This window comes from Ruegeria sp. D4 (assembly GCF_056534475.1).
Genome location: NZ_JBQFPJ010000031.1, coordinates 1 through 19,588, shown reverse-complemented (window position 1 = coordinate 19,588; position 19,588 = coordinate 1). Strand labels below are relative to the sequence as shown.

Genomic DNA, 19,588 nt, shown 5'->3' with positions numbered 1-19,588 from the left:
GAATATTCGTAGTTGGCCTGCTTTCGATGGGATATTTTGCCAAGGGCAGCGGAGCACTTTGGGTCATCGCAATACTGGTCGGCGTATTGCTTGCAATGGTCGCATTCTTTGGAGGCTACTTTGGTGAAGCACCAAAGTGAATCTTGAAGGCCTGAGATTTGCCATAACCATCACGCTCACTGTCGTTCGGCCAACATCAGCACGAATGAGACAGTTTGGGGTGTTTTGATTAAGGCAGGTTTACGGCTCATCGTAACCGCCAAGGAGTGAAGATAAAAAAGAAACCCCGAAACCACTGGGCCAGAAACGGGAGCATTTCCTTGAGGGTTCCGCCCCAAGAGCCTGCTGTCGTTCGATGTTCCGATGACCTGGCTGGAGTGGCAGGATATTTTTCAACATATTGAAATATATTAAAATAAATGGAAAAAGCTCAATGGGCGATTTTTGGGGATCGGTTTGAATTCAGTCATGTGTCTCACTTTTTGCTCTTGATTGTTTTGGCGTTTGGGGACTCGTCGGCCATACGAATTTTGCGCTCTGGGCAGGAGCCGGATGTTCGCTGCATTGGCAAAAGACCGACGGGCCGGGGAACAAGCGAACTATGATCAAAAAGCCTTTTAGGATCCTGCCAGCTCCGCTCTCGCAATAAGGTGCCGGGTGATGTTGTCGACCGGCTGTTGGTTCCGGATGGGAAGATCTGGAAGCCCAAAAAAAAGAAACTGGCCGCACTCAATAAATCTGACATGGCATCGGGGGAACATTTTTGGTCAAATGGCTGCCGAAGGTTCCGTTCCCTGGGATGAATAAATAACTTGCCGATATGAAAAACTTAATTTCCCGTGGCATATCGAAGGCCCTTGGCCGTGGCAGAACACAGCCGCTTGAAAAGCCAGAGGCTATTCCGCCGGGAACTAAAAGTATTCAAATGCCGCGGGAACAATCCAAAATCTTGTCGCGCTGTCTGTCGATTGATCTGGAGGTTGATCCCAAGGAAGCCAAGTTGTTCGCCTTTGCAGCCGTGCTGGAAGGCGATGGAGAGGGGATCGTTCATCGGAAAGGTGACCTGAAAGCCGCGCTTGAAAAGCTCGACCTGTTTTGCGCCGGTTTCGCACATGTTATTGGGCACAATATTCTGCGCCACGACTTGCCGCATCTTATGGGGGGTTCCGGGAACGCTTGCGTCTGCTGTTTGGCTAAGATGCTCGCTTCGTGACGGTCTTGACCATCCATGTCTTAGCCAAGCGGTTGGTTGGCGCGAGTTTCGCCCGACGGGTAGCTGCCGATGAACTTGATTTCGAGACGCTTCTGACCGACAATTACCGCTCGTCGAAGAACGTGATCAGCGCAGCGAACGCCGTGATCGGAGGATCCCGGGAACGTATGAAAACAGGCCATGGGATTACCGTCGACCAATCACGGCAAAAGGACCCGCCCCGGGGGTATCATGGAAAGCCTCGACCCGGTTGCGCAGGGGCGGGTCCAAATCCTTGGCTGCCCGGCCGGAAACGACGCTCAGGCCCTTTCGGCGGTCAACGAGATGATCCGCCTGTCAAAACTGATCCCAGATTGGAGCTGGAAGGGGACGGCAATCATTTCTCGTGATTGGCGCAAGCTTCTGCCGGTCTGCGACTTTGCCGAGGCGCATGGAATTCCCGTCGAAATGGCGAACGAAAACTTGCCGAGTGTGTGGCGTACCCGTGAGATGCGGAGATTCATCGGCGGCCTAGGTTTTCAGAAGATACTGTACATAAAGAAGCAGAGCGATTGTCGTTCCCGCTGCTGCAATGTTGAATGTGACTTCCCACCCTGTCATTTGGGTGCTCCCTTAATTGATAAGTTTCGCTTCTCTCCCGGCGCAGTAACGATTTAGGACCGAGCGGGTTTTAATCGGTCCGATACTCCGTCGGGTTTTCGCGAGCCGATACGGTGACCGATCGGTTTGCAGCTTGACCAGAGCGTAGGGGCGAGAGTTTGTGTTCCATTCGACCCGCAAGTGGTTCATCGCCCAGTGCGAGCGAACGGGTTTTCCTGAGCACTTCACAGCCTCTCTGGTCGGTCACCAATCGGCTCGATCGGAGAACGGGATCACCTACGGGATTTACTCGGCTGGGATCAGTGATGAGCAGCGTCGGTCGATCGTCGATCAGATACGGCTCCCGATATGAGTTTCCCGGACATCGACGCGTTCGAGGAGCGAGCAGCGATTGCCGAATACGACGGCGGGTGCACCCGTAAGGCAGCGGAAGATCTGGCAGCTCGGGCTCAGGGGTTCCGGGATGCTGAAGCCTACTGGCAGTGGTTAGCCCACAATGTCGTTAACCGCAGACCACCCTGAAATCCAAACCTCGGCGGCCCTTAGCGGTTTGCCGGGGGATCTCTGCTTTTCATTCTTTTTCCAAAGATGACGTTGGTCGTAGGTGGCGGAATGAAGGCTGTGCGGACAAAACTGCCGGTCATTACGTCGCCTGAATTGCTTCCCACAATACGAGTAGATGCTAACGCCCGTGTCGAAAATGTAATTTTGCTCAGCCAGATGTGCTCAAGTACACAGTCTGGAATGCGAAAGCCTGCGCGGCTAAGATTGAATTAAGTACATCGCAACCTAAGGCGCGACAGTGATTAATTCGCCTCAGAACACAGATCGCCATGGGTCGCAAAAACAGCTTGCGCGTGCACGTGAGCGTGAGCGTGCGATGCGGGCAATCCTTCAGGTCATCTCACGGTCCCGTGACGATGAAAAACCTGTTTTTGATGTGATTCTTGAAAGCGCGGCACGATTGTGTAATGCGCCATTTGCATGTCTGTTTCTGGCCAATGATGAGCGCACCTGTTTGACAATCCCCGCCTATCACGGCGCCCGGTCACAATTCGTTGAGCTGATCAATGCCAATCCGTTGCCAATGGACCCGGAACAATCACTGACGGTACAGGCGATGATTGCTCGCGAACCGCTGCAGATCGCCGATGCACGAGACCAAATTTACGATGCCGGTCAACCGCACCGGGTTCACGCGGTTGAAGTTGAGGGCATACGCACACTTCTTACCGTTCCGCTGTTAACACCGGATTCTTCGCTAGGGGTTTTGTTTCTCTACCGTCGGGAAGTGTTGCCCTTCACAGAAGATGAAATCGCCTTGGTGCAAACCTTCGCTGCACAAGCCGTTATCGCCATTCAGAACGTGCGGCAGTTCCGCGAGCTGCAGGCTAGGCTAGAGCGTGAAGTGGCGACGCGGGATATTCTGGAAGTCATCAGCCAGAATCGGGACGATGATGGCCCAGTGTTCGACCTGATCACGCGGAACGCGGCGATACTATGTGGTGCACCGGTGTGCACTTTGTGGCGCGTCGAGAATGGCATTATCCACTACTGCGCCAGCTATGGCGTCCGCGGCGAAGCCCTCGCCGAGACGGAACTGACGCCAGCAGAACCGCTTGCCGACAATACTTTGACTGGCCGGGTTTTCCGCTCTCGAGCGGTCGCCCGGATCGACGATGCTACTGACGAAAGTTATCTTGATTACGAATGGGTCCGGGCGCGGGGCCTGAAGTATCTGGTAGGTGTACCTATCTTTGTCCGCGGCGAAGTGTGGGGCAGCATAAACCTCATGTGGCCGCCCGACCGCCTCCCGCGTGACTCGGATACCCAACTGGTCGAAGGCTTCGCCTCCCAGGCCGCCATCGCCATCGAGAACGTGCGCCAGTTCAGGGCGCTGGAGGCGCTCAATGCCGAATTGGGCGATCGGGTGCAAGCCCAGGTGGGCGAGATCGAGCGCATGGGGCGCCTAAAGCGGTTCCTGCCGGCGGCGGTGGCAGATACCGTCATTTCGTCGGGATCTGAGAAGTTGCTGTCGAGCCATCGGGCGCTTCTGGGCGCGCTGTTCTGCGACATCCGGGGCTTCACTGCCTTTTGCGAGACGGCGGAGCCGGAGGAGACCATCGAGGTTCTCCAAACCTATCACGAAGAGATGGGAAAGCTGATCAACGCCCACGAGGCGGGAGTTGATCTGCGGATGGGGGATGGCATAATGGTGCTGTTCAACGATCCGCTGCCCTGTGACGACCCCGCAGGCGAGGCGGCGCGGCTGGCGATTGCCATGCGCGCGCGGATGGTGGATCTTTGCATGCGATGGAAGCGATTGGGTCACCGGCTGGGTTTCGGTGTGGCTGTCTCCCTTGGGTATGCGAACATTGGGATCGTGGGGTTTGAGGGGCGGTTCGACTACACGGCTTCTGGCACACCTATCAACCTAGCGTCGCGTCTTTGCGACGAGGCAGAGGATGGAGAGATCCTTCTAAGTCCGCGGGCGGCCATCGCGCTCGAGGATCGGTTCCTCGTGGAATCGCGTGGGGAGTTAACGCTGAAAGGCATCCGGGAGCCAATGGACGTGTTTCGGCTGACCGGCATAGCTGAGGCTTAGTCAATGAGTGCTTAGGGCTCAGGCCAGTCGTTCGCGGTATCTGGTATTGATGGCCGCTTTAGTGGACAAAACCGCCATTAGCTGCATAGCGGCATCGGATTGCCAATTGGTCGAAACCGCTACGGGCTTGTTGTGGCGCTTCTTAACGCTTTTGCCCAATCCTCTAGATGGCTATCGTGATATGGGCCTTGCTCGGATTTGAAGGTCACGACACCCTTAGCGTCGAGAATATACAAGCGCTCTGGTGCGCCAGCGTAATCGTCATTTATCCGATTGTCTGGCCAATCTAGGACAACTTGGCTGTGAAAGCTGAAGGCCCTTCGCCAATCATGGGCCACCTTGGCACGCTCATTCATATTTGTTGGTTGAGCGTACATAATTTTGTCGGCACGGTTGGAGTTTGTGTTCCATCCGTCTGTCGGATGCGCTTCCAGCGTGTAAACGAAAACGAACTGAACCGAGTTTTCAAATTCGCCAATTAACTGCTTCATGCGCTCGGATTGACGACGAAATATGGGACACGTGTAGCTCCCGAAAATCAACGAGACAGGCGCATCGCGAAGATCGGATAGCTTCAGTAAGTCGGATGAAACGTCTCCATCCTCACATAATACGTGCGCCAAGAAGTCTGGAGCCGGTTCACCTAAGTTGGCCTTGCATCTCGTTTCTGACGCTGCCGCTTTGTCGAGATAGTCAAGAAAATCCGCCTTACTAAGACTCATCGCATCTTCGAATTCATCATCGGACATACCGTCCATCTGATCACGCATACTGAATGCAATTTTGCTCACTGTTCTTCCTCCGCCACACCAAATTTACCACGAGTGGCCAAGAAGTCTGAAGCGATCATTCGCAGCGTGTCGCTCGAACGACAGCTACGCGGACAAAGCGGCTGCTGTGTATTGGAAGCGGTCACTCTTGACGGTCCACCTCGCAAAGTCATTGTCTAACACTTACTGATTGAAAGCGTGAGACGGGACGGTGAAGATGCCACTTGATACGAATTTAATCCTATGCCCGATAAACCTTCGTCACGTGAGGCTGGATCACAGCGCCTACGAAGAAGCAATCGCAATGGCTAAACGCCGAGAAGCGCGGCTTCTCGTGGTGACAGTTGCGCCAGAAATGGAGCGAAACTTGAACATTCGCGACTCTGTTGGATATTGGAGCGAGCAACTGAAGAAGTTTGTTGAAGATCACCCAGCAGAAGGCGTCGAACTTGAAACCACTGTCCGGACCGGAGCGGTGCATCGCCAGATCGTGAAACTCGCGGATGAACGCAACGTCGACATGATCGTAATGGAGGCGGCCAATCCAAAAATCCAAGACTACCTGTTGGGTACAACTGCCAGTCATGTCGTTACGCACGCTAGGTGCTCTGTTTTTGTAGTACGTAACTAGCCGTTCAAAAATGGCGAAGTACCGCAGTTTGATGTAATGGCTCCCCTATCTCAATGGGAAGCCACAACTGCTCTCGACTGTTTCTCAGAGCTTCTTGTATTCAGATCGCAAGGCCAACCACAGGCAGTAGCACATGATGAGTATCACCAGTGTAAACGGGATCCCCATAGACACGGCGGCTCCCTGAAGGGCGTTCAACCCACCGCCGAGGAGCAGTGCAATAGCGACAAGGCCTTCAAGCGTACACCACCATACGCGCTGAACGACGGGCGCATCCAACTTGCCACCTGCGGTGATTGTATCGATCACCAGTGAACCGGAGTCGGACGAGGTGACAAAGAAGATCACAATCAACACCAGTGAGATCGGCGCAATGATGTTGTACAGCGGCAGTTCCTTGAGGAAACCGAACAAAGCGCCCTCCGGAGCATAACTGTCGATCACAGTGGCTTTGACTCCTTCAGCACCACCGGAATTCAGCATGTCGATAGCCGCACCTCCGAAAGTGGACATCCACAACGCACAAACAGCTGTTGGTGCAATCAGGGCACAGAGTACAAACTCACGCACGGTGCGACCCCGGGAAATCCGTGCTATGAACATGCCGACGAAAGGCGACCAAGCAATCCACCACGCCCAATAGAATGTTGTCCACCCGTGGAAGAAGCTTGTATCTTCCCGCCCGAACGGATTGGAAAGCGCAGGCAGCAATGTGACATAGTCCACCATGACTGAAACGTAGCGCGCGATTGCAGCAGAAATTCCGGTCATAGCGATCACAAAGATAAAGAGCCCGACGGCCATTATCATATTTATCTCAGACAGTCTTTTTACGCCCGCGTCCATGCCCAAGAGGACGGAGCCAAGAGCGATAAGCGTGATGGCAACGATAATGATAACGGTCAGCGTCGGGGACGGTGAGATACCAAACACCTCGTTCAGACCTGCAGCAACTTGTTGAGCACCCAGGCCCAAGGACGTCGTAAGGCCGAAAAGTGTCGCAAAGACCGCCAGCGTGTCAATGAGATGTCCCCAAAAGCCCCAGACACGTTCTCCAAGCAGCGGAAAAAAAGCCGACCGGAGCGTGAGTGGCAGGTTCAGGTTGTAAGCGAATATCGCAAGCGCCAATCCCACTGCAGCATATACAGCCCAGCCTTCGAGACCCCAGTGATGTATTGTCCCGACGACACCAATATATTCATTGCCCGGTTGACTAATGTCGATGTTCAAGGGCCGTGCATTCCCGTCTTCCGAAAAGTTGTAATACACTGGCTCCAAAACGCCAAAGAACAGGAGGCCGATCCCGATCCCTGCCGCAAACATCATTGCGATCCAACCCGCATATGAGTAATCGGGTTTCGCATCCTTTCCGCCAATTCTGACTTTTCCGACGGGCAGGACAATAAGCGCCAGGCAGAACAACGTGATCGCATTTACCGACAACACCAGAAACCAGTCAAAGGTACTGGTCAGCCATGGCCGGAGCCAGCCGAAGAATGCAGCAGCAGCTTCCTGATTGGCCAAAGCCACGATCACGAAACCCAGGATCAGCAAACCAGAGACAATGAAGACGGGGTTGTGGATATCCAACCCGAGCGGCCTGATGTTGTCTTGTCCGAGTTCATACTCAGTCTCGAAGTCCCAGACACGTGGGTCCGGGTCGAGCATCTTTTTGGGACTTGAATCTGACATTTTGCCTCCCATAGCGCTGTTTCATAAGGTTTATCGTTGCACGGCATGCGACGATCTGTCCAACACTGAGTTGGAGGGAGCTGCAACAGGAAACGGCGCTTCAAGTCCCAGGGCAGCAAAGTCAAGAAACAAAAAACAGTCAAATCAGCTTCGATTGGTAAACAATTTCAACAGGGTAACTTTGTCGCGTAGCGGCAAAATTAGTCGGCCGAGAGCGCCAAAACCCACTCGACTTAGTGACTCTGTGTTCTGAAGTCTGTCGTAGCCATCTCGGCTAAACTGCAGAACCGTTAGGTCAAGCTCATCCCTGTCTAACAGCATCGGGGAACTCGCAGCTGGCTCAGTTTCCTCGGGTAGCGCAACCGTCAAGTGGGCAGAATTGACGCGTTTTAATTGCTTACGCTTTGGCACCGGTACCACAATTCAATCTGCTGTCCTGTGATATCCGCATTGGGCTGATATTGTTAAAAAACTCCAGTTTTGGCCAAAACCGGTAAATAATTACCCATTGTCAGGCGGTTGATTTTTTCGCCAGGGGGTCGGCCGAAGCAATGGTTCCGCGATGTGAGAGGCTGTCATGGCCTGCTTTGGGCAAGTGGTGTCAGCATTGCTGACGCGATGGAAATCGGCGAAAAAGCGAGTGGGCCGAATTCTCGAGTTTTTCAATAATATTGGCTCAATTCGGTCATTCGCAGTATCTTCGTGAGCGTCTACTTCGCGGACGCACCCTACGCCAAAGGGCAGTTCTACGTGAAAAGATCAGTAGAAAGGTACTTCAATCCGGAGTCGCAAATGATCACGGAAACGGTCTGGCCTTTGTGAGGGCCTTTTAGCAGCTCGACAGCACCCGCCACGTTGGCGCCGGCAGAAAACCCAGCGAAAATGCCTTCTAAACGCGCCAGATTGCGACAAGTCTGACGCGCCGTGTTGCCATCAATTTGAAGAAACCCATCCCACACGAACCCTCGAAGGAAATCGAGATCATCCATAACATACCCACCTCCCTGAATGGGATGTTCGGGGCTTGTCACTTCCTGACCGGCGATAACAGCAGCGCCTTCGGGCTCAATGGGATAGCATTTGATCTCTGAATTTCGCGATCGCAGGTACTTGGAAGTCCCAGACAAAGTGCCACCCGATCCGACAAAATCACAGAATGCATCGATGTTGCCGCCGGACTGTTCCCAAAGTTCTGGGCCAGTCGTATGTTCATGGGCACTCGGATTACCTTCTCGTTGGAATTGGTCAGCTCGAAATGCGTTGCGTTCAATCGTCAGTTTTGTAGCCACGCGATCAACCTCTGCGAGGTCAGCGCCGGATACTTCCCCGGGGCGACTTCCCGGCATTTGATCTACCAACACGACTTCGGCGCCAAGAGCCTGCATCATTTGTGCGCGCTCAGGCGAGTTGCCTTTGGACATGACAGCAACGAATGGGTAGCCTTTGATACTGCAGATGATGGCAAGGCCGGTGCCCATATTGCCACTTGTCAGCTCAACGATTGTCTGCCCATGCTCTAACGTGCCATTGGCCTCAGCTGCTTCAATGACCCCAAGCGCCGCGCGGTCTTTTTTTGGAGAATCCGGGGTTCAAGTAATCGAGCTTGGCTAAAATTTTTCCCTCGCAACCATAGTGCTTTACCAGCCGATCAAGAGACACCAAAGGTGTGTTTCCAATCGCTCCGAGAATGGAACAAAATGTACCAGTCATTATAAGAGTCCCAACTCTGTTTCGAAGCGAACTTTGGTAGACACTGCAGAGTTTTGCAACTTGGGCGCCTGGTGCTCAGCCACCAAAAAGTAACGTAAGGCTGCTCTGTAGGCGACACAACCTATCGCGGCAATCAGGTTTGGCGTTAGAGACTGGCCAAACTGATTTCCAGTCTCGGTTATTTAAGTGGCAAAAATTTTCTTGTGGATACCTGCTGGAGTGCGAGCTCACAAATATACCAGCTGGTTTTCTACTGCTTCCAATAGTGCCGTCTTAACTGCGTCGATCATTTTAGTGCGAGGTGAGGCTCTCATATTCGCCAGGCCAACAATGCGCTTAGGTCCGTTCTGTTCAAGGGGAATACTTTTGAGCCGCAAGTGGTCATATGCAGCTAAGCGGCTGTCTGGTATGATTGATACGCCAAGTTCAGCCGCCACCATACTTGAGATTGCTTCAAGGCTCTCTAGTTCCATGGCGTCTTTGACTTCAATGCCCTTTCTTTGCAGCCAAGTCTCGATTTGCCTTCCTACAACCGCATCACGCGTAAAACGAATAAACGGTGACGCACCAAGCAGTTCTTTCGGAGGTAAATCTGGGGTGTTTTCCGAGACAAGCAGGACCAATTCTTCGGATACAATTTCAGAGAATTCCAACGTGTTTGGCAGAACATCTGGTCGGGAAATGATCGCCGCTTGAATCTGCCCGCGATCTAACTGTAGCAAAAGCTGATTGGTCAAACCTGGAACAACTCTTACACGGATATCCGGATGCACGGACTTTAGCCTCGCTAGCGCAATTGGCACCAATCCAGTCAGAGTTGTTGGAACGGCCCCCAAAGTTATTTCACCAGAGAGTTCGTTGTTCGACCTCACCCTTTCCGCCAAACCGTCATATGCGGCCACCACCGCAGCAGCCTCTCCGACTAATGTTAGCCCGGTATGAGTAAGTTTGGGAGATTTGGCTGATCGGTCAAATAAATCGAGCCCCAAAGTGACCTCCAGATTCCGCATTTGGTGACTGACGGCCGACGCAGTTAAATGCTCCGCCTCTGACGCGGCACGGAAGCTACCATGTCGATGGACTGCGATTAGAGTTCGCAGTGACCTAATGCTCATTCCGATAACCTCGCTACCGCCTAACCCGTGATCAATATGTGAAATTTTTTCACCCATCAGTCAAAGAATTTTCGTTTTTGTTCATTTTTGTTGATGTGTACCTTGCGCATAGCATGCCCAACGAAACCAAACCCAGAGGTGCTTATGGTTGCTCCCAAATCCAACGCTTATACTTCCATCGTTGCCAAACCCTTCGCTCCAAACCTTGGGGCTGAGATTTATGGAGTCGATCTAAGCCGGCCTGTTCCTGACAACCAGTTTGCAGAGATCTGCAGCGCTTTTCACACCTATCAAGTTCTGTTTTTCAAAGAGCAGAAAGAAATTCCGCCTGCGCAGCACATTGAATTTGGGAAACGCTTTGGACCGCTTCATGCGCACCCCGCAGCCCCAACAATGGAAGGATATCCAGAGATTTTCGAAATCCATGCAACCAAGAATTCCAAGGTAGCAAACGGTGAGTTCTGGCACTCTGACGTCTCTTGCGACGAGACGCCTCCTCTTGGAACTATGCTTCAAATCCATATCGCCCCTCCCTGCGGCGGGGACACTATGTTCAGTGATATGTATGCGGCCTACGACGATCTTTCTGAACCGATAAAAGATATGATCAACGGCCTGTCTGCGCTTCATAGTTCAGAGCATATCTATATAGGCCGCTATAGCGACCGGGGACAAAAAGACAGCGATATTGATTGTCCCGAAGCAGTTCATCCAATTGTTAGAACTCATCCGGAAACGGGCCGGAAATCGCTATTTGTGAACCGAACATTTACGACAAAGATTGTGGGCTTGTCGGATAAGGAAAGCGATGCGATCCTCGACATGCTTTTCGAGCATGCGGAACAAATCAACTATCAAATCCGGTTCAGGTGGTCGCTTTACGACATGGCCTTTTGGGACAACCGGTGCTGCATGCATCGTGCTATCTGGGACTATTGGCCCGCAGAGCGTAAAGGGCGACGTGTGACCGTGAAAGGCGATAGACCTGTTTAGTCTCGACTGAACCGAATTGCTCGATCAATGAAACCAAATCTTTAGGAGCGCTAAGTGCGAGCTGCAGTCGTAAGAGAGTTTTGTGAAGACCTTTCGATTGAGACGGTCCCGGATCCAACCTGTCCAGACAATGGAGTGGTCCTGGAGGTCGCTGCCTGTGGCGTATGCCGCTCGGATTTCCATGGATGGTCTGGTGCACACCCCAAAGTTCAAAATGGCTCCATCTTAGGGCACGAATACTGTGGGACCGTGGTAGAGGCAGGGCCTCAAGCGAAGCACAAAGTTGGTGATCGCCTCATAGCGCCATTCATCTTAGGCTGCGGCAGCTGCAACGCTTGTCAAACAGGCGTATCAAACACTTGTGCTAACCAAATCGTTCCTGGATTTGGAACGCAAGGTGCATACGCAGAATACGTTGCAGTGCCTTTTGACCACAACTTGGTTCACTTGCCAGAAACGCTGTCCCCTGCCTTGGCGGCAGGGCTCGGGTGTCGTGTCACCACTGCTTGGCATGCTTTGACTGACCGTGCAGATGTCGCAGCTGGTGAATGGGTGGCTGTCCACGGAACCGGAGGGATTGGCTTGTCCGTTCTTCTATTGGCAAAAATGCTTGGATGCCGAGTTGTCGTAGTGGATGTGGTTGAAGAAAAGCTTGAGTATGCAAAGCTCAACGGCGCGGACGCAACAGTAAATGCAAGCAAAGAAGACGCCGCAGCAGCGATCCGAGATATCACGGATGGAGGAGCACAGGTTTCCATAGAAGCGTTGGGTATCGAAACAACGACGAACGCATCCGTAGAGTGTCTCGCTATCCTTGGTCGACACGTGCAAATTGGTATGCCGTCGGGCGACGGCCAGATGCAGGTGAACATGCGTGCAATCTATTCCAAACAACTCTCGTTTTTTGGCACTCGTGGTATGCCTTCATGGAAATACCCCCGCCTTCTAGGAATGATCGAACGTGGCGAAGTGGATATCCAGCCAATGGTCGCCAGAGAAATCCGATTGGAAGAGGCTAGCAATGAACTTCGCGCAATGAATGGACCGACTTCCCCAGGAACCGCTGTTATCACAAGGTTTCAGCCGTGATCGGCCCAAACGCCTTATGGGTTTTTTAAACAGTCATTCCCTCTATCATTGTGCGTCCCTATGCAAATTCAGTTATTCGCGCAATCTGGCTGTTCCGGGTAACGCAATGAACGTCTGCTTTTGGCTCCAGGCGGTCATTCGTGTATTAGGCTTGAGCGACCGCTTTGACGCCATCGACTCCATAGGCCCCGCCACCCGCCAGCACCGGCGACCGCCCGTCAGCCCCAGGAACGACTCGTCAACGGTCCAGTCCTACGGATGCCGTCAGCACCAGTGAGCGGTCTCGGGTCTCTCTATCCTCCGGTTTTTATTCATTACTTATACCTATTCCCCACCCCCATAGTACCCCTGCTAGTGGTTAGGAAAGAGGAGGAGACAAGGGGAGTCAGAACACCCGAAACCACTGGGGCATAAACGGGTACCACGGGTATCGAACTAACGATGTTCCAATCAACTGGCTGGGGTGGTAGGAAACCTTGCCGACCGATGAAACCAATGAGCTTTTCCGACCGGTGGCCGGAACTGGGGCGATTTTGGGGGGCATTTAGCGGAGCTAAGCGATACGCGGCACGAGGACGAAGGACGAGTGAGCACGGGGAATTTAGAGGGTGAGCATCTGGCATTCTGTTAATCGAAGCGACGTGTTGAATGGAGCATCAACGGGTCAGCATTGGCAATTCGAGTCGCTGGCAGCCCCATTTTACATTGGCGACAGGCGCTGGCGGGGCCAATGATGGTTGAATGCGCTAAACAGGCCTAAAGTCGAATTTCATTTCATTTTCTGCTATCCTCAAACTCGGAGGATTAGCATGGAGCGTAGGATTGCTGCCATTCTCGCCGCCGACATGGTTGCGTACTCGCGCCTAATGGAGGCCGACGAGACAGGTACCATTGAGCGACAAAAACGACACCGGATCGAACTCATCGACCCCAAGATAGACACCCATAAAGGTCATATAATAAAACTAACGGGGGACGGAATGATTGCCGAGTTCCCCAGTGTCGTAGAGGCAGTTCACTGTGCGGTTTCGATTCAAGAAGCCATGAAAACCCGAGAAGAGCATGTCCCTGAAGATCGCAAGATCCGCTATCGAGTTGCGGTCAACCTTGGCGATGTAGTCTTCGACGAGGGGGATATCTACGGAGACGGTGTCAACATCGCGGCTCGGCTGGAAGAATTGGCCGCACCGGGAGGTGTGGTCGTATCCGGCACAGCCTACGATCACCTCAAAGCGAACGTGGAAGTTGGTTATGAAGATCTAGGAGAAAAGAGAGTAAAAAACATATCCACTCCTGTCAGGGTGTATCGGGTGGTGCCGGGCGGGAAGCCGCTTGTTTCAAGCTCTGGAAATTTTCCAATCAAGTTAGGCATTTCAATGTCTGCGATCATCCTCTTGCTTGCACTAATGATTTGGCGACCATGGAAACCGGAATTCGATCCTGCCTCAGTTGATCAGATGGCCCTTCCTCTGCCGGACAAGCCTTCACTCGTGGTACTTCCGTTCGACGATTTTAGTGACAATCCAGAACACGCATTTTTTGCAGACGGGATCACCGAAGACCTGATCACGGACTTGAGCAAGCTGTCTGGCATTTTCGTAATTTCACGAAATTCAAGTTGGACTTACAAAGACAAGGCCGTGAAATCCCAGCAGGTCGCTGAAGAATTGGGGGTACAATACATCCTTGAAGGGAGCCTGCGCAGAGCAGGAGATCAAGTCCGTGTAAATGCACAGTTGATCGATGCCTTGAGCGGTCATCATATTTGGGCCAACCGATATGACAGTGATGTTCAGCAGGTTTTTGAACTTCAGGACAAGGTCCTAGAAGAAATAACATCTGCATTGGCGGTTCAATTGACAGCCAAAGAAAAACAGGAGTTTGGAACAACAGAAACTGAACATCCTGAAGCGTATGACTCGCTGCTGTACGGCCTTGAACTTTTGCGCAGTGGCAATTCTGATGACACCTTGAGCGCGATTTCCAGATTTGAAGACGCGATCGCAATCGATCCCGATTACCACAGGGCTTATGCTGCCTTAGCTGCGGCCCATTGGCGAATTGTTCAGAGTGTCTGGTTTCTGGCCATGAGTGGCGGGTTTGAACGGTCTTGGAAAGAAGTGGAAAGAAGCCTTGAAAAAGCGATGGAGGAACCATCGGCTTTAGCATATTCGGTTCAGGCAGAGATTCTTGTGGAGCAGGGCCGCCACGATGAGGCTTATAAGGAATTAGATAAAGCGTTGGCTTTGGCGCCAAATGACCCTGACATACATCTCGTAAAAGCCAAGGTCCTTAACGCGACAGGGCGTGCGTCGGAAGCAGAAGCGGCGGTTCAGTATGCCTTGCGTTTTGATCCGCTTGAACCAACCCGTTATTTGCGCGAACTGGGTGTTTCCCAGCTTCACCAAAAAAAATATGAGGACGTCGTGGCAACGATGCGACGCGTGCTCAACCGCAATTCTGACATAGTGGCCGATATTACAACGTTAGTATCCGCGCTTGGTCACTTGGAGCGGCTAGAGGAAGTCCCTGATTTGGTAAAGCAGTACGACGCTCTTGCCCTGCCGTCGTTTTATGATCCCTTTACGGCTGAAGAAAGCCTTATCTGGTGGTACGGTGACATGTACGGTTACGACCCGGATTATCGCCGACATTTGTATGAGGGCGTTTTGAAAGCCGGGGTACCACCCAGCACTGGCAATGACATTGATTACGATGATGTCGCAGACCAAATGACACGTGATGAAGGTTTGTATTACCCTGAATCAATCTCTCGTATTAATACTGAAGAAGCACATGCTCTTTGGGAACAAGGCGCAGCGAAATTCGTCGATGTGCGCGCGAAGTTGGATTTTAATGCCGGGCATATACCCAATTCCTTCAACTTCTCGCTGTTAGTTGGTCTGTCACGAGACGCACTTTTGGAAATAGCGGAACTTGATGACACTTTGGTATTCAGCTGCCATGGGCCACATTGCCCATATTCTGCGTATGCCGCAATAAAGGCCCACCTCTGGGGCTTCGAGGATTCTCGGTACTATGCCGGTGGGTATCCAGATTGGGTCGAGCAAGGCCTTCCAACGGCAATCGTTGAAAACGATTAGCTCGTCGCTCGCCAACTACCCCTTGGTTTCACCCTGAAAAATGCCAGAAACGTCGGCTGCGAGCTTCTGTTGGGCGTAGAGCAGACGTTCAGTTGGTACCGGTCGGAGTGCAGACGCCCAGCTAAATTGATGGCGTGTTCGCATTGAGCCCTGAGCAAGCACGAGTAGCCTTGTGGTTGATTGGTGAAACGCGGCCTTTATGCTAAAATTCGGCTGCGGAAAACGTGAGACGGGAGGAGAAGTCATGGCTTGGAATGTTTCGGGCGAGCTCGTCGAAACCTGCAGTTGCAACATGCTTTGCCCATGCTGGTTCGGACAAGCCGACCTTATGCTCATGGACCAGGGGTATTGCGCAACAACACTGTTGGTACGCATTCGCGAGGGCTCTCATGAAGGCGTGGACCTTTCCGGTCAGAACGCGATTGTCTCGTTTCATTTCCCCGGGCCGACCCTGTTCGACGCCAACGGCACCGGGCGAGTGTACATTGATGAAAACGCCAGCGATGCGCAGGTAGCGTCATTGGAGACCATCTTGCAGGGTGCGTCCGGCGGCGGCATGGAAGTACCAGCAAGCCTGTTGTCGACCTGGCTTCCGACCAAACGCGCCGGGATCAGCGTGACCGAGGCCGAAGGCGAACTAACGGCGAGTGTGGCTGGTGTGGGCGAGATGAAATCCCGCCGTCTGGTCAATGATCTCGGCAACAAGATGAAACTGCAGAACGCCGCGTTCAGCCTCGCCTTCGGGCATGAGGGGCATCAAGGTGATCTGGCCCCCAGTGACGGCACCACCTGGAACGACTCAGATATGCCCATGAGCTGGACAGGCCGGTCGGGTGTGGTTGGACAAGTCGCCTGGGCCGGCTGAGGCTGGGCCGGATCGTCAGGCTATTACAATGAATGCTTTAGGAGTTGCACAACGGGATCGGGCGCTGGTTCTGGCTGCGCTAGTTGCGCTCACGGCGCTGGCGTGGGCCTATACAATTTACCTCGGGCGTGGTTCGTCCCCGATGGCGATGGCCAGCGACGTAACCATGCCGATGATGATGCAGTGGTCAGTCGCGGATTTTGTCTTCATGCTTATCATGTGGGCCGTGATGATGTTCGCGATGATGCTGCCTTCGGTTACACCCGCCGTAATGATCTACGAAAGAGTGCGCGCGAAACGGGAGGAGGCAGGGCGCCCCTTCGTGCCGACGGGCAGCTTCGTTGCAGGGTATCTGTTGGTTTGGCTGGGGTTCTCGCTGGCGGCGACTGTATTGAATTGGTGGCTGCACACGGGTGGCGCGCTTTCCTCCATGATGGGGAGGGTTGCGCCGACCGTGGGCGGCGTGATGTTGATATTCGCCGGGTTGTTCCAATGGACGCCACTCAAGAACGCTTGCCTAGAGCATTGCCGCTCGCCCATGAGTTTTCTGACGGCTCATTGGCACGAGGGAAACCTGGGTGCCGCGAAGATGGGGCTTCAGCACGGGGCCTACTGTCTTGGCTGCTGCTGGCTGCTGATGGTGCTGTTGTTTGTATTGGGCGTCATGAACCTGCCGTGGGTTGCCGTACTTACAATCGTGGTGTTGGCGGAAAAGACGTTGCCATTTGGGCGATTTCTGAGCCGAGGATTTGGCCTGGTATTGATTGTCTGGGGCGGGTGGTTGATCGCACTGACCTGAGGAAGGGTCGATAAATTCTCAAGCAGGTCGAATGCCACGACAGAGTGATATCCGAAACCTTACCGGACGGGCAATTTCAGTACGAGATAGAAACCCGCCTCGAGCCTAAATCTGACATCTCCACTCGCCACGATACTCCCGATAGCCGAGTTTTCGTTCTATCGCTTTACACGGGCAATGATTTTTTAAGACTAATGCGCTGATTTGAGTAAGCAGGCTAATTCAAATTTGCCAAGGACCTGAAATCCAAGTCTGGTGCTCAGTCCGGCAAGCCAGCTACACGAAGGGTTTGCATAAGGTGGTCGAGCGTTGACGGATCCTTGTAAGGCTGACTGCTTGCGTAGTCGGATAGGCAAAACGCCGGATCACTCCTCACGATATCGTGGGCGACGCGTTTCGCCTTGTCGTGAGCGGATGTAAGCTCGTAGTCGCTGCAGAGAATAATGCGAGCGTCATTGTTCTTTTGATTAAGCCGCAAGGACTCTTTCGCAGCGCGGATCGAGAGCGCAATGTTGCCGTTGTCTCGGTACGCGGCTGCGAGTACGTCGATTAGCCAGGCAGGATACACTTTCTCGAGCTGAAGGGCTTCTTTCACGCTCTGAACAGCGGACTGTGCGTCGCCGCAATAATTCAGCACGAGCCCCAGGAGAGCATGCGCCAACGGACAACTCGACCTAAGCTTCGCTCCGGTTTTACATAGCTTCAGCGCTTCTTCATATTTCCCGTTAAGAAGTAGAATATGCCCAAAGACAGCGTGACCGATGCCGTTGTTGTCTTCGTATTTTATTGCACTTTGCGCCCAATTGGCCGCCAGTTCCATGGATCTTGCTGCCGGCTCGGTCCACTTGAAAAAACCGTCCATCCAATGCGTTACGGAAACGTAGCTCGGACCCACCACTGAGTCGGGTTGTACGCGGTGAAGCTCTTCAAAAAAGCCGCGGGCAATTCCATTGTCCTCAGGGTTTAGCTCGTAAAAGTGACTGGCACCGCGGTAGTAACACTCGACCGCCTCAGGGCTGTTGAGTTTTTCGAACCAAATGCGATTTCGTTCATTCGTGGCCAACTTTATGTTCAGTGCAGCGATGATTTCCCGAGTGATTTCATCCTGAACTTTGAAGATATCATCCACAACTCGATCATAGCTTTGAGCAAAGATGATTTGCTCGATTTCTACGTCTGTAAGTTGCGCGGTGACCCGCACTCGATCACTAGCCTGTTGGACAGCGCCTTCGAGAATGTAGCGAGCGCCGAATTTGGCGCCCACCGATGATGCCGAGACATCTTTCCCGCGATAGGGATTAAGGGCCGGTGCATGAACAAGAAAAAGCCCGGAAAGCTGTGTTAGTGTGGCCGAGATACCGAACCGGATACCATCGGCAAGAAAGTCCTTTTCGGGGTCAGAACACAGGCATTTGAAGGGTACAATCGCGATGCAAGGTCTTTCCGGAAGGTCGAATTCAAGCGTGCCTTTGTCGCGTGCGCCGGCATCCGTCTCGATCTCTTTGGTGGCAACACGGTACGCGCGCACTTGGCCTTCAATGTTCCTGAGAGTTTGCTCACCCACGAATTCGAACGGATAAGAGATCTTGCCAACAACCTGATCGTAAATCGTTCCGCTGATCATAATTCCCCCAGCTTCGGCCAGCTTCTCGAGCCGGGCCGCGACGTTAATTGCGTCGCCAAAGAGGTTGCCTCCCTCGACCATTACATCGCCGAGGTTGATGCCAATGCGAAAAAGCATAACGCGGTCTACTGGAAAGTGAGCGTTTCCAGTCTCGAGTCTCCGCTGAATTTCTATGGCGCAGCGCACGGCTTCCACGGGACTCGGGAATTCGGCGATTACACTGTCGCCCGCGGATCCAAAAACACGACCGCTGTAATTGGCAATGGATGCTTCAATGGTTTCACGGTGGACCAGGAGCGTTCGTAGCGTAGCTTCTTCGTCCGCATCCATCAGCCGGCTGTATCCTACTGCGTCTGCTGCAAGGATAGCCGCGAGCCGTCGCCGAACTTGGTCATCCGTCATAGCACCTGCTTCCCTAGGTCACAGAACTATGGCGCCATCTTACTTTTCCAGGGAACGAGAGTCCACTGACGCGTAAAGAAAGACGCGCATTAGGCAGGGCCCTGCGTACGGCCGGACTGTCCGAATTGCAGTCTCTCAAACCTTGCTCAGCGAATAGTCGAACCGAGCCCAACGCCGACGTCCACAATATGAAGATGAACTGACTTACTTTCGCCGAGAGGCTCTGTTGCACAAAACGCGTGAGGGATTCATCTTGTGAATCCAGTGTGGTAGCTGGGATGCATGAGCAGACCTACACCCCCAACCTACAGGACCAAGAACTGGCCAGCTTATAACGAAGCGCTCAAGCGCCGGGGTTCGCTGACGATCTGGTTCG

16 protein-coding genes and 2 pseudogenes are annotated in these 19,588 nt (G+C 53.0%); 12 read left to right on the top strand and 6 right to left on the bottom strand.

Translation table 11 applies throughout. From position 1 onward, the window contains the following. Nucleotides 1-475: 475 nt before the first annotated feature. A complete protein-coding gene (locus ACR0MI_RS23195; RefSeq protein ID WP_170817376.1) occupies nt 476-745 on the bottom strand; it encodes a hypothetical protein in 270 nt (89 codons plus the stop codon). 75 nt (nt 746-820) lie between these two features. Between ACR0MI_RS23195 and ACR0MI_RS23190 the strand changes: the two genes are divergently transcribed. The 4 genes from ACR0MI_RS23190 to ACR0MI_RS23175 all read left to right on the top strand — a co-directional run bounded on the left by ACR0MI_RS23190 (nt 821) and on the right by ACR0MI_RS23175 (nt 4,418). Continuing rightward, nucleotides 821-1,213 carry a hypothetical protein gene (locus ACR0MI_RS23190; RefSeq protein WP_170617499.1) on the top strand — a complete coding sequence of 131 codons (393 nt, stop codon included), beginning with the start codon at nt 821-823 and terminating at the stop codon, nt 1,211-1,213. A 231-nt stretch (nt 1,214-1,444) separates the two neighbouring features. Next, a complete protein-coding gene (locus ACR0MI_RS23185) occupies nt 1,445-1,870 on the top strand; it encodes a hypothetical protein (protein ID WP_480442394.1) in 426 nt (141 codons plus the stop codon). A gap of 291 nt (nt 1,871-2,161) precedes the next feature. Next, nucleotides 2,162-2,335, top strand: a complete 174-nt coding sequence (locus tag ACR0MI_RS23180) for a hypothetical protein (RefSeq protein WP_170617520.1) — start codon at nt 2,162-2,164, stop codon at nt 2,333-2,335. 280 nt (nt 2,336-2,615) lie between these two features. Continuing rightward, the gene (locus tag ACR0MI_RS23175) at nt 2,616-4,418 is read left to right on the top strand and encodes a GAF domain-containing protein (protein ID WP_480855698.1); all 1,803 of its coding nucleotides are present in this window, start codon (nt 2,616-2,618) and stop codon (nt 4,416-4,418) included. Between the two features lie 119 nt (nt 4,419-4,537). Here the strand turns inward: ACR0MI_RS23175 and ACR0MI_RS23170 are convergent, their stop codons facing one another. Continuing rightward, entirely contained in the window at nt 4,538-5,209 is a 672-nt protein-coding gene (locus ACR0MI_RS23170) for a deiodinase-like protein (protein WP_170617516.1), read from the bottom strand. A 196-nt stretch (nt 5,210-5,405) separates the two neighbouring features. On the opposite strand from ACR0MI_RS23170, the gene ACR0MI_RS23165 reads away from it, so the two are divergent. Further along, entirely contained in the window at nt 5,406-5,819 is a 414-nt protein-coding gene (locus ACR0MI_RS23165) for a universal stress protein (RefSeq protein WP_170617513.1), read from the top strand. Between the two features lie 84 nt (nt 5,820-5,903). Here ACR0MI_RS23165 and ACR0MI_RS23160 read toward each other — a convergent pair whose 3' ends face one another. The 3 genes from ACR0MI_RS23160 to ACR0MI_RS23150 all read right to left on the bottom strand — a co-directional run bounded on the left by ACR0MI_RS23160 (nt 5,904) and on the right by ACR0MI_RS23150 (nt 10,336). Next, nucleotides 5,904-7,511, bottom strand: a complete 1,608-nt coding sequence (locus tag ACR0MI_RS23160; protein WP_170617524.1) for a BCCT family transporter — start codon at nt 7,509-7,511, stop codon at nt 5,904-5,906. Nucleotides 7,512-8,257: 746 nt separating this feature from the next. Further along, a complete protein-coding gene (locus tag ACR0MI_RS23155) occupies nt 8,258-9,058 on the bottom strand; it encodes a PLP-dependent cysteine synthase family protein (protein WP_480442397.1) in 801 nt (266 codons plus the stop codon). A gap of 390 nt (nt 9,059-9,448) precedes the next feature. Then, a complete protein-coding gene (locus ACR0MI_RS23150; RefSeq protein ID WP_170617522.1) occupies nt 9,449-10,336 on the bottom strand; it encodes a LysR family transcriptional regulator in 888 nt (295 codons plus the stop codon). A gap of 144 nt (nt 10,337-10,480) precedes the next feature. Between ACR0MI_RS23150 and ACR0MI_RS23145 the strand changes: the two genes are divergently transcribed. The 6 genes and pseudogenes from ACR0MI_RS23145 to ACR0MI_RS23120 all read left to right on the top strand — a co-directional run bounded on the left by ACR0MI_RS23145 (nt 10,481) and on the right by ACR0MI_RS23120 (nt 17,186). Continuing rightward, complete coding sequence (locus ACR0MI_RS23145; protein ID WP_170617511.1) at nt 10,481-11,329, top strand: TauD/TfdA family dioxygenase; 849 nt, start codon at nt 10,481-10,483, stop codon at nt 11,327-11,329. 54 nt (nt 11,330-11,383) lie between these two features. Beyond that, nucleotides 11,384-11,773, top strand: a pseudogene (locus ACR0MI_RS23140) (alcohol dehydrogenase catalytic domain-containing protein); the annotation flags it as partial. Between the two features lie 3 nt (nt 11,774-11,776). Next, entirely contained in the window at nt 11,777-12,418 is a 642-nt protein-coding gene (locus ACR0MI_RS23135; RefSeq protein ID WP_480814055.1) for a zinc-binding dehydrogenase, read from the top strand. 809 nt (nt 12,419-13,227) lie between these two features. Continuing rightward, nucleotides 13,228-15,522, top strand: coding sequence for a rhodanese-like domain-containing protein (locus ACR0MI_RS23130; protein WP_170617507.1), 2,295 nt, complete (start codon nt 13,228-13,230; stop codon nt 15,520-15,522). A gap of 244 nt (nt 15,523-15,766) precedes the next feature. Further along, entirely contained in the window at nt 15,767-16,387 is a 621-nt protein-coding gene (locus tag ACR0MI_RS23125; protein ID WP_170617505.1) for a DUF1326 domain-containing protein, read from the top strand. A 28-nt stretch (nt 16,388-16,415) separates the two neighbouring features. Beyond that, on the top strand, nt 16,416-17,186 hold the full coding sequence (locus ACR0MI_RS23120) for a DUF2182 domain-containing protein (RefSeq protein ID WP_170617503.1): 771 nt from the start codon (nt 16,416-16,418) through the stop codon (nt 17,184-17,186). A gap of 259 nt (nt 17,187-17,445) precedes the next feature. Here the strand turns inward: ACR0MI_RS23120 and ACR0MI_RS23115 are convergent, their stop codons facing one another. After that, entirely contained in the window at nt 17,446-19,212 is a 1,767-nt protein-coding gene (locus tag ACR0MI_RS23115; RefSeq protein WP_170619308.1) for an adenylate/guanylate cyclase domain-containing protein, read from the bottom strand. A gap of 282 nt (nt 19,213-19,494) precedes the next feature. Between ACR0MI_RS23115 and ACR0MI_RS23110 the strand changes: the two are divergent. Then, nucleotides 19,495-19,588, top strand: a pseudogene (locus ACR0MI_RS23110) (IS5/IS1182 family transposase); the annotation flags it as partial.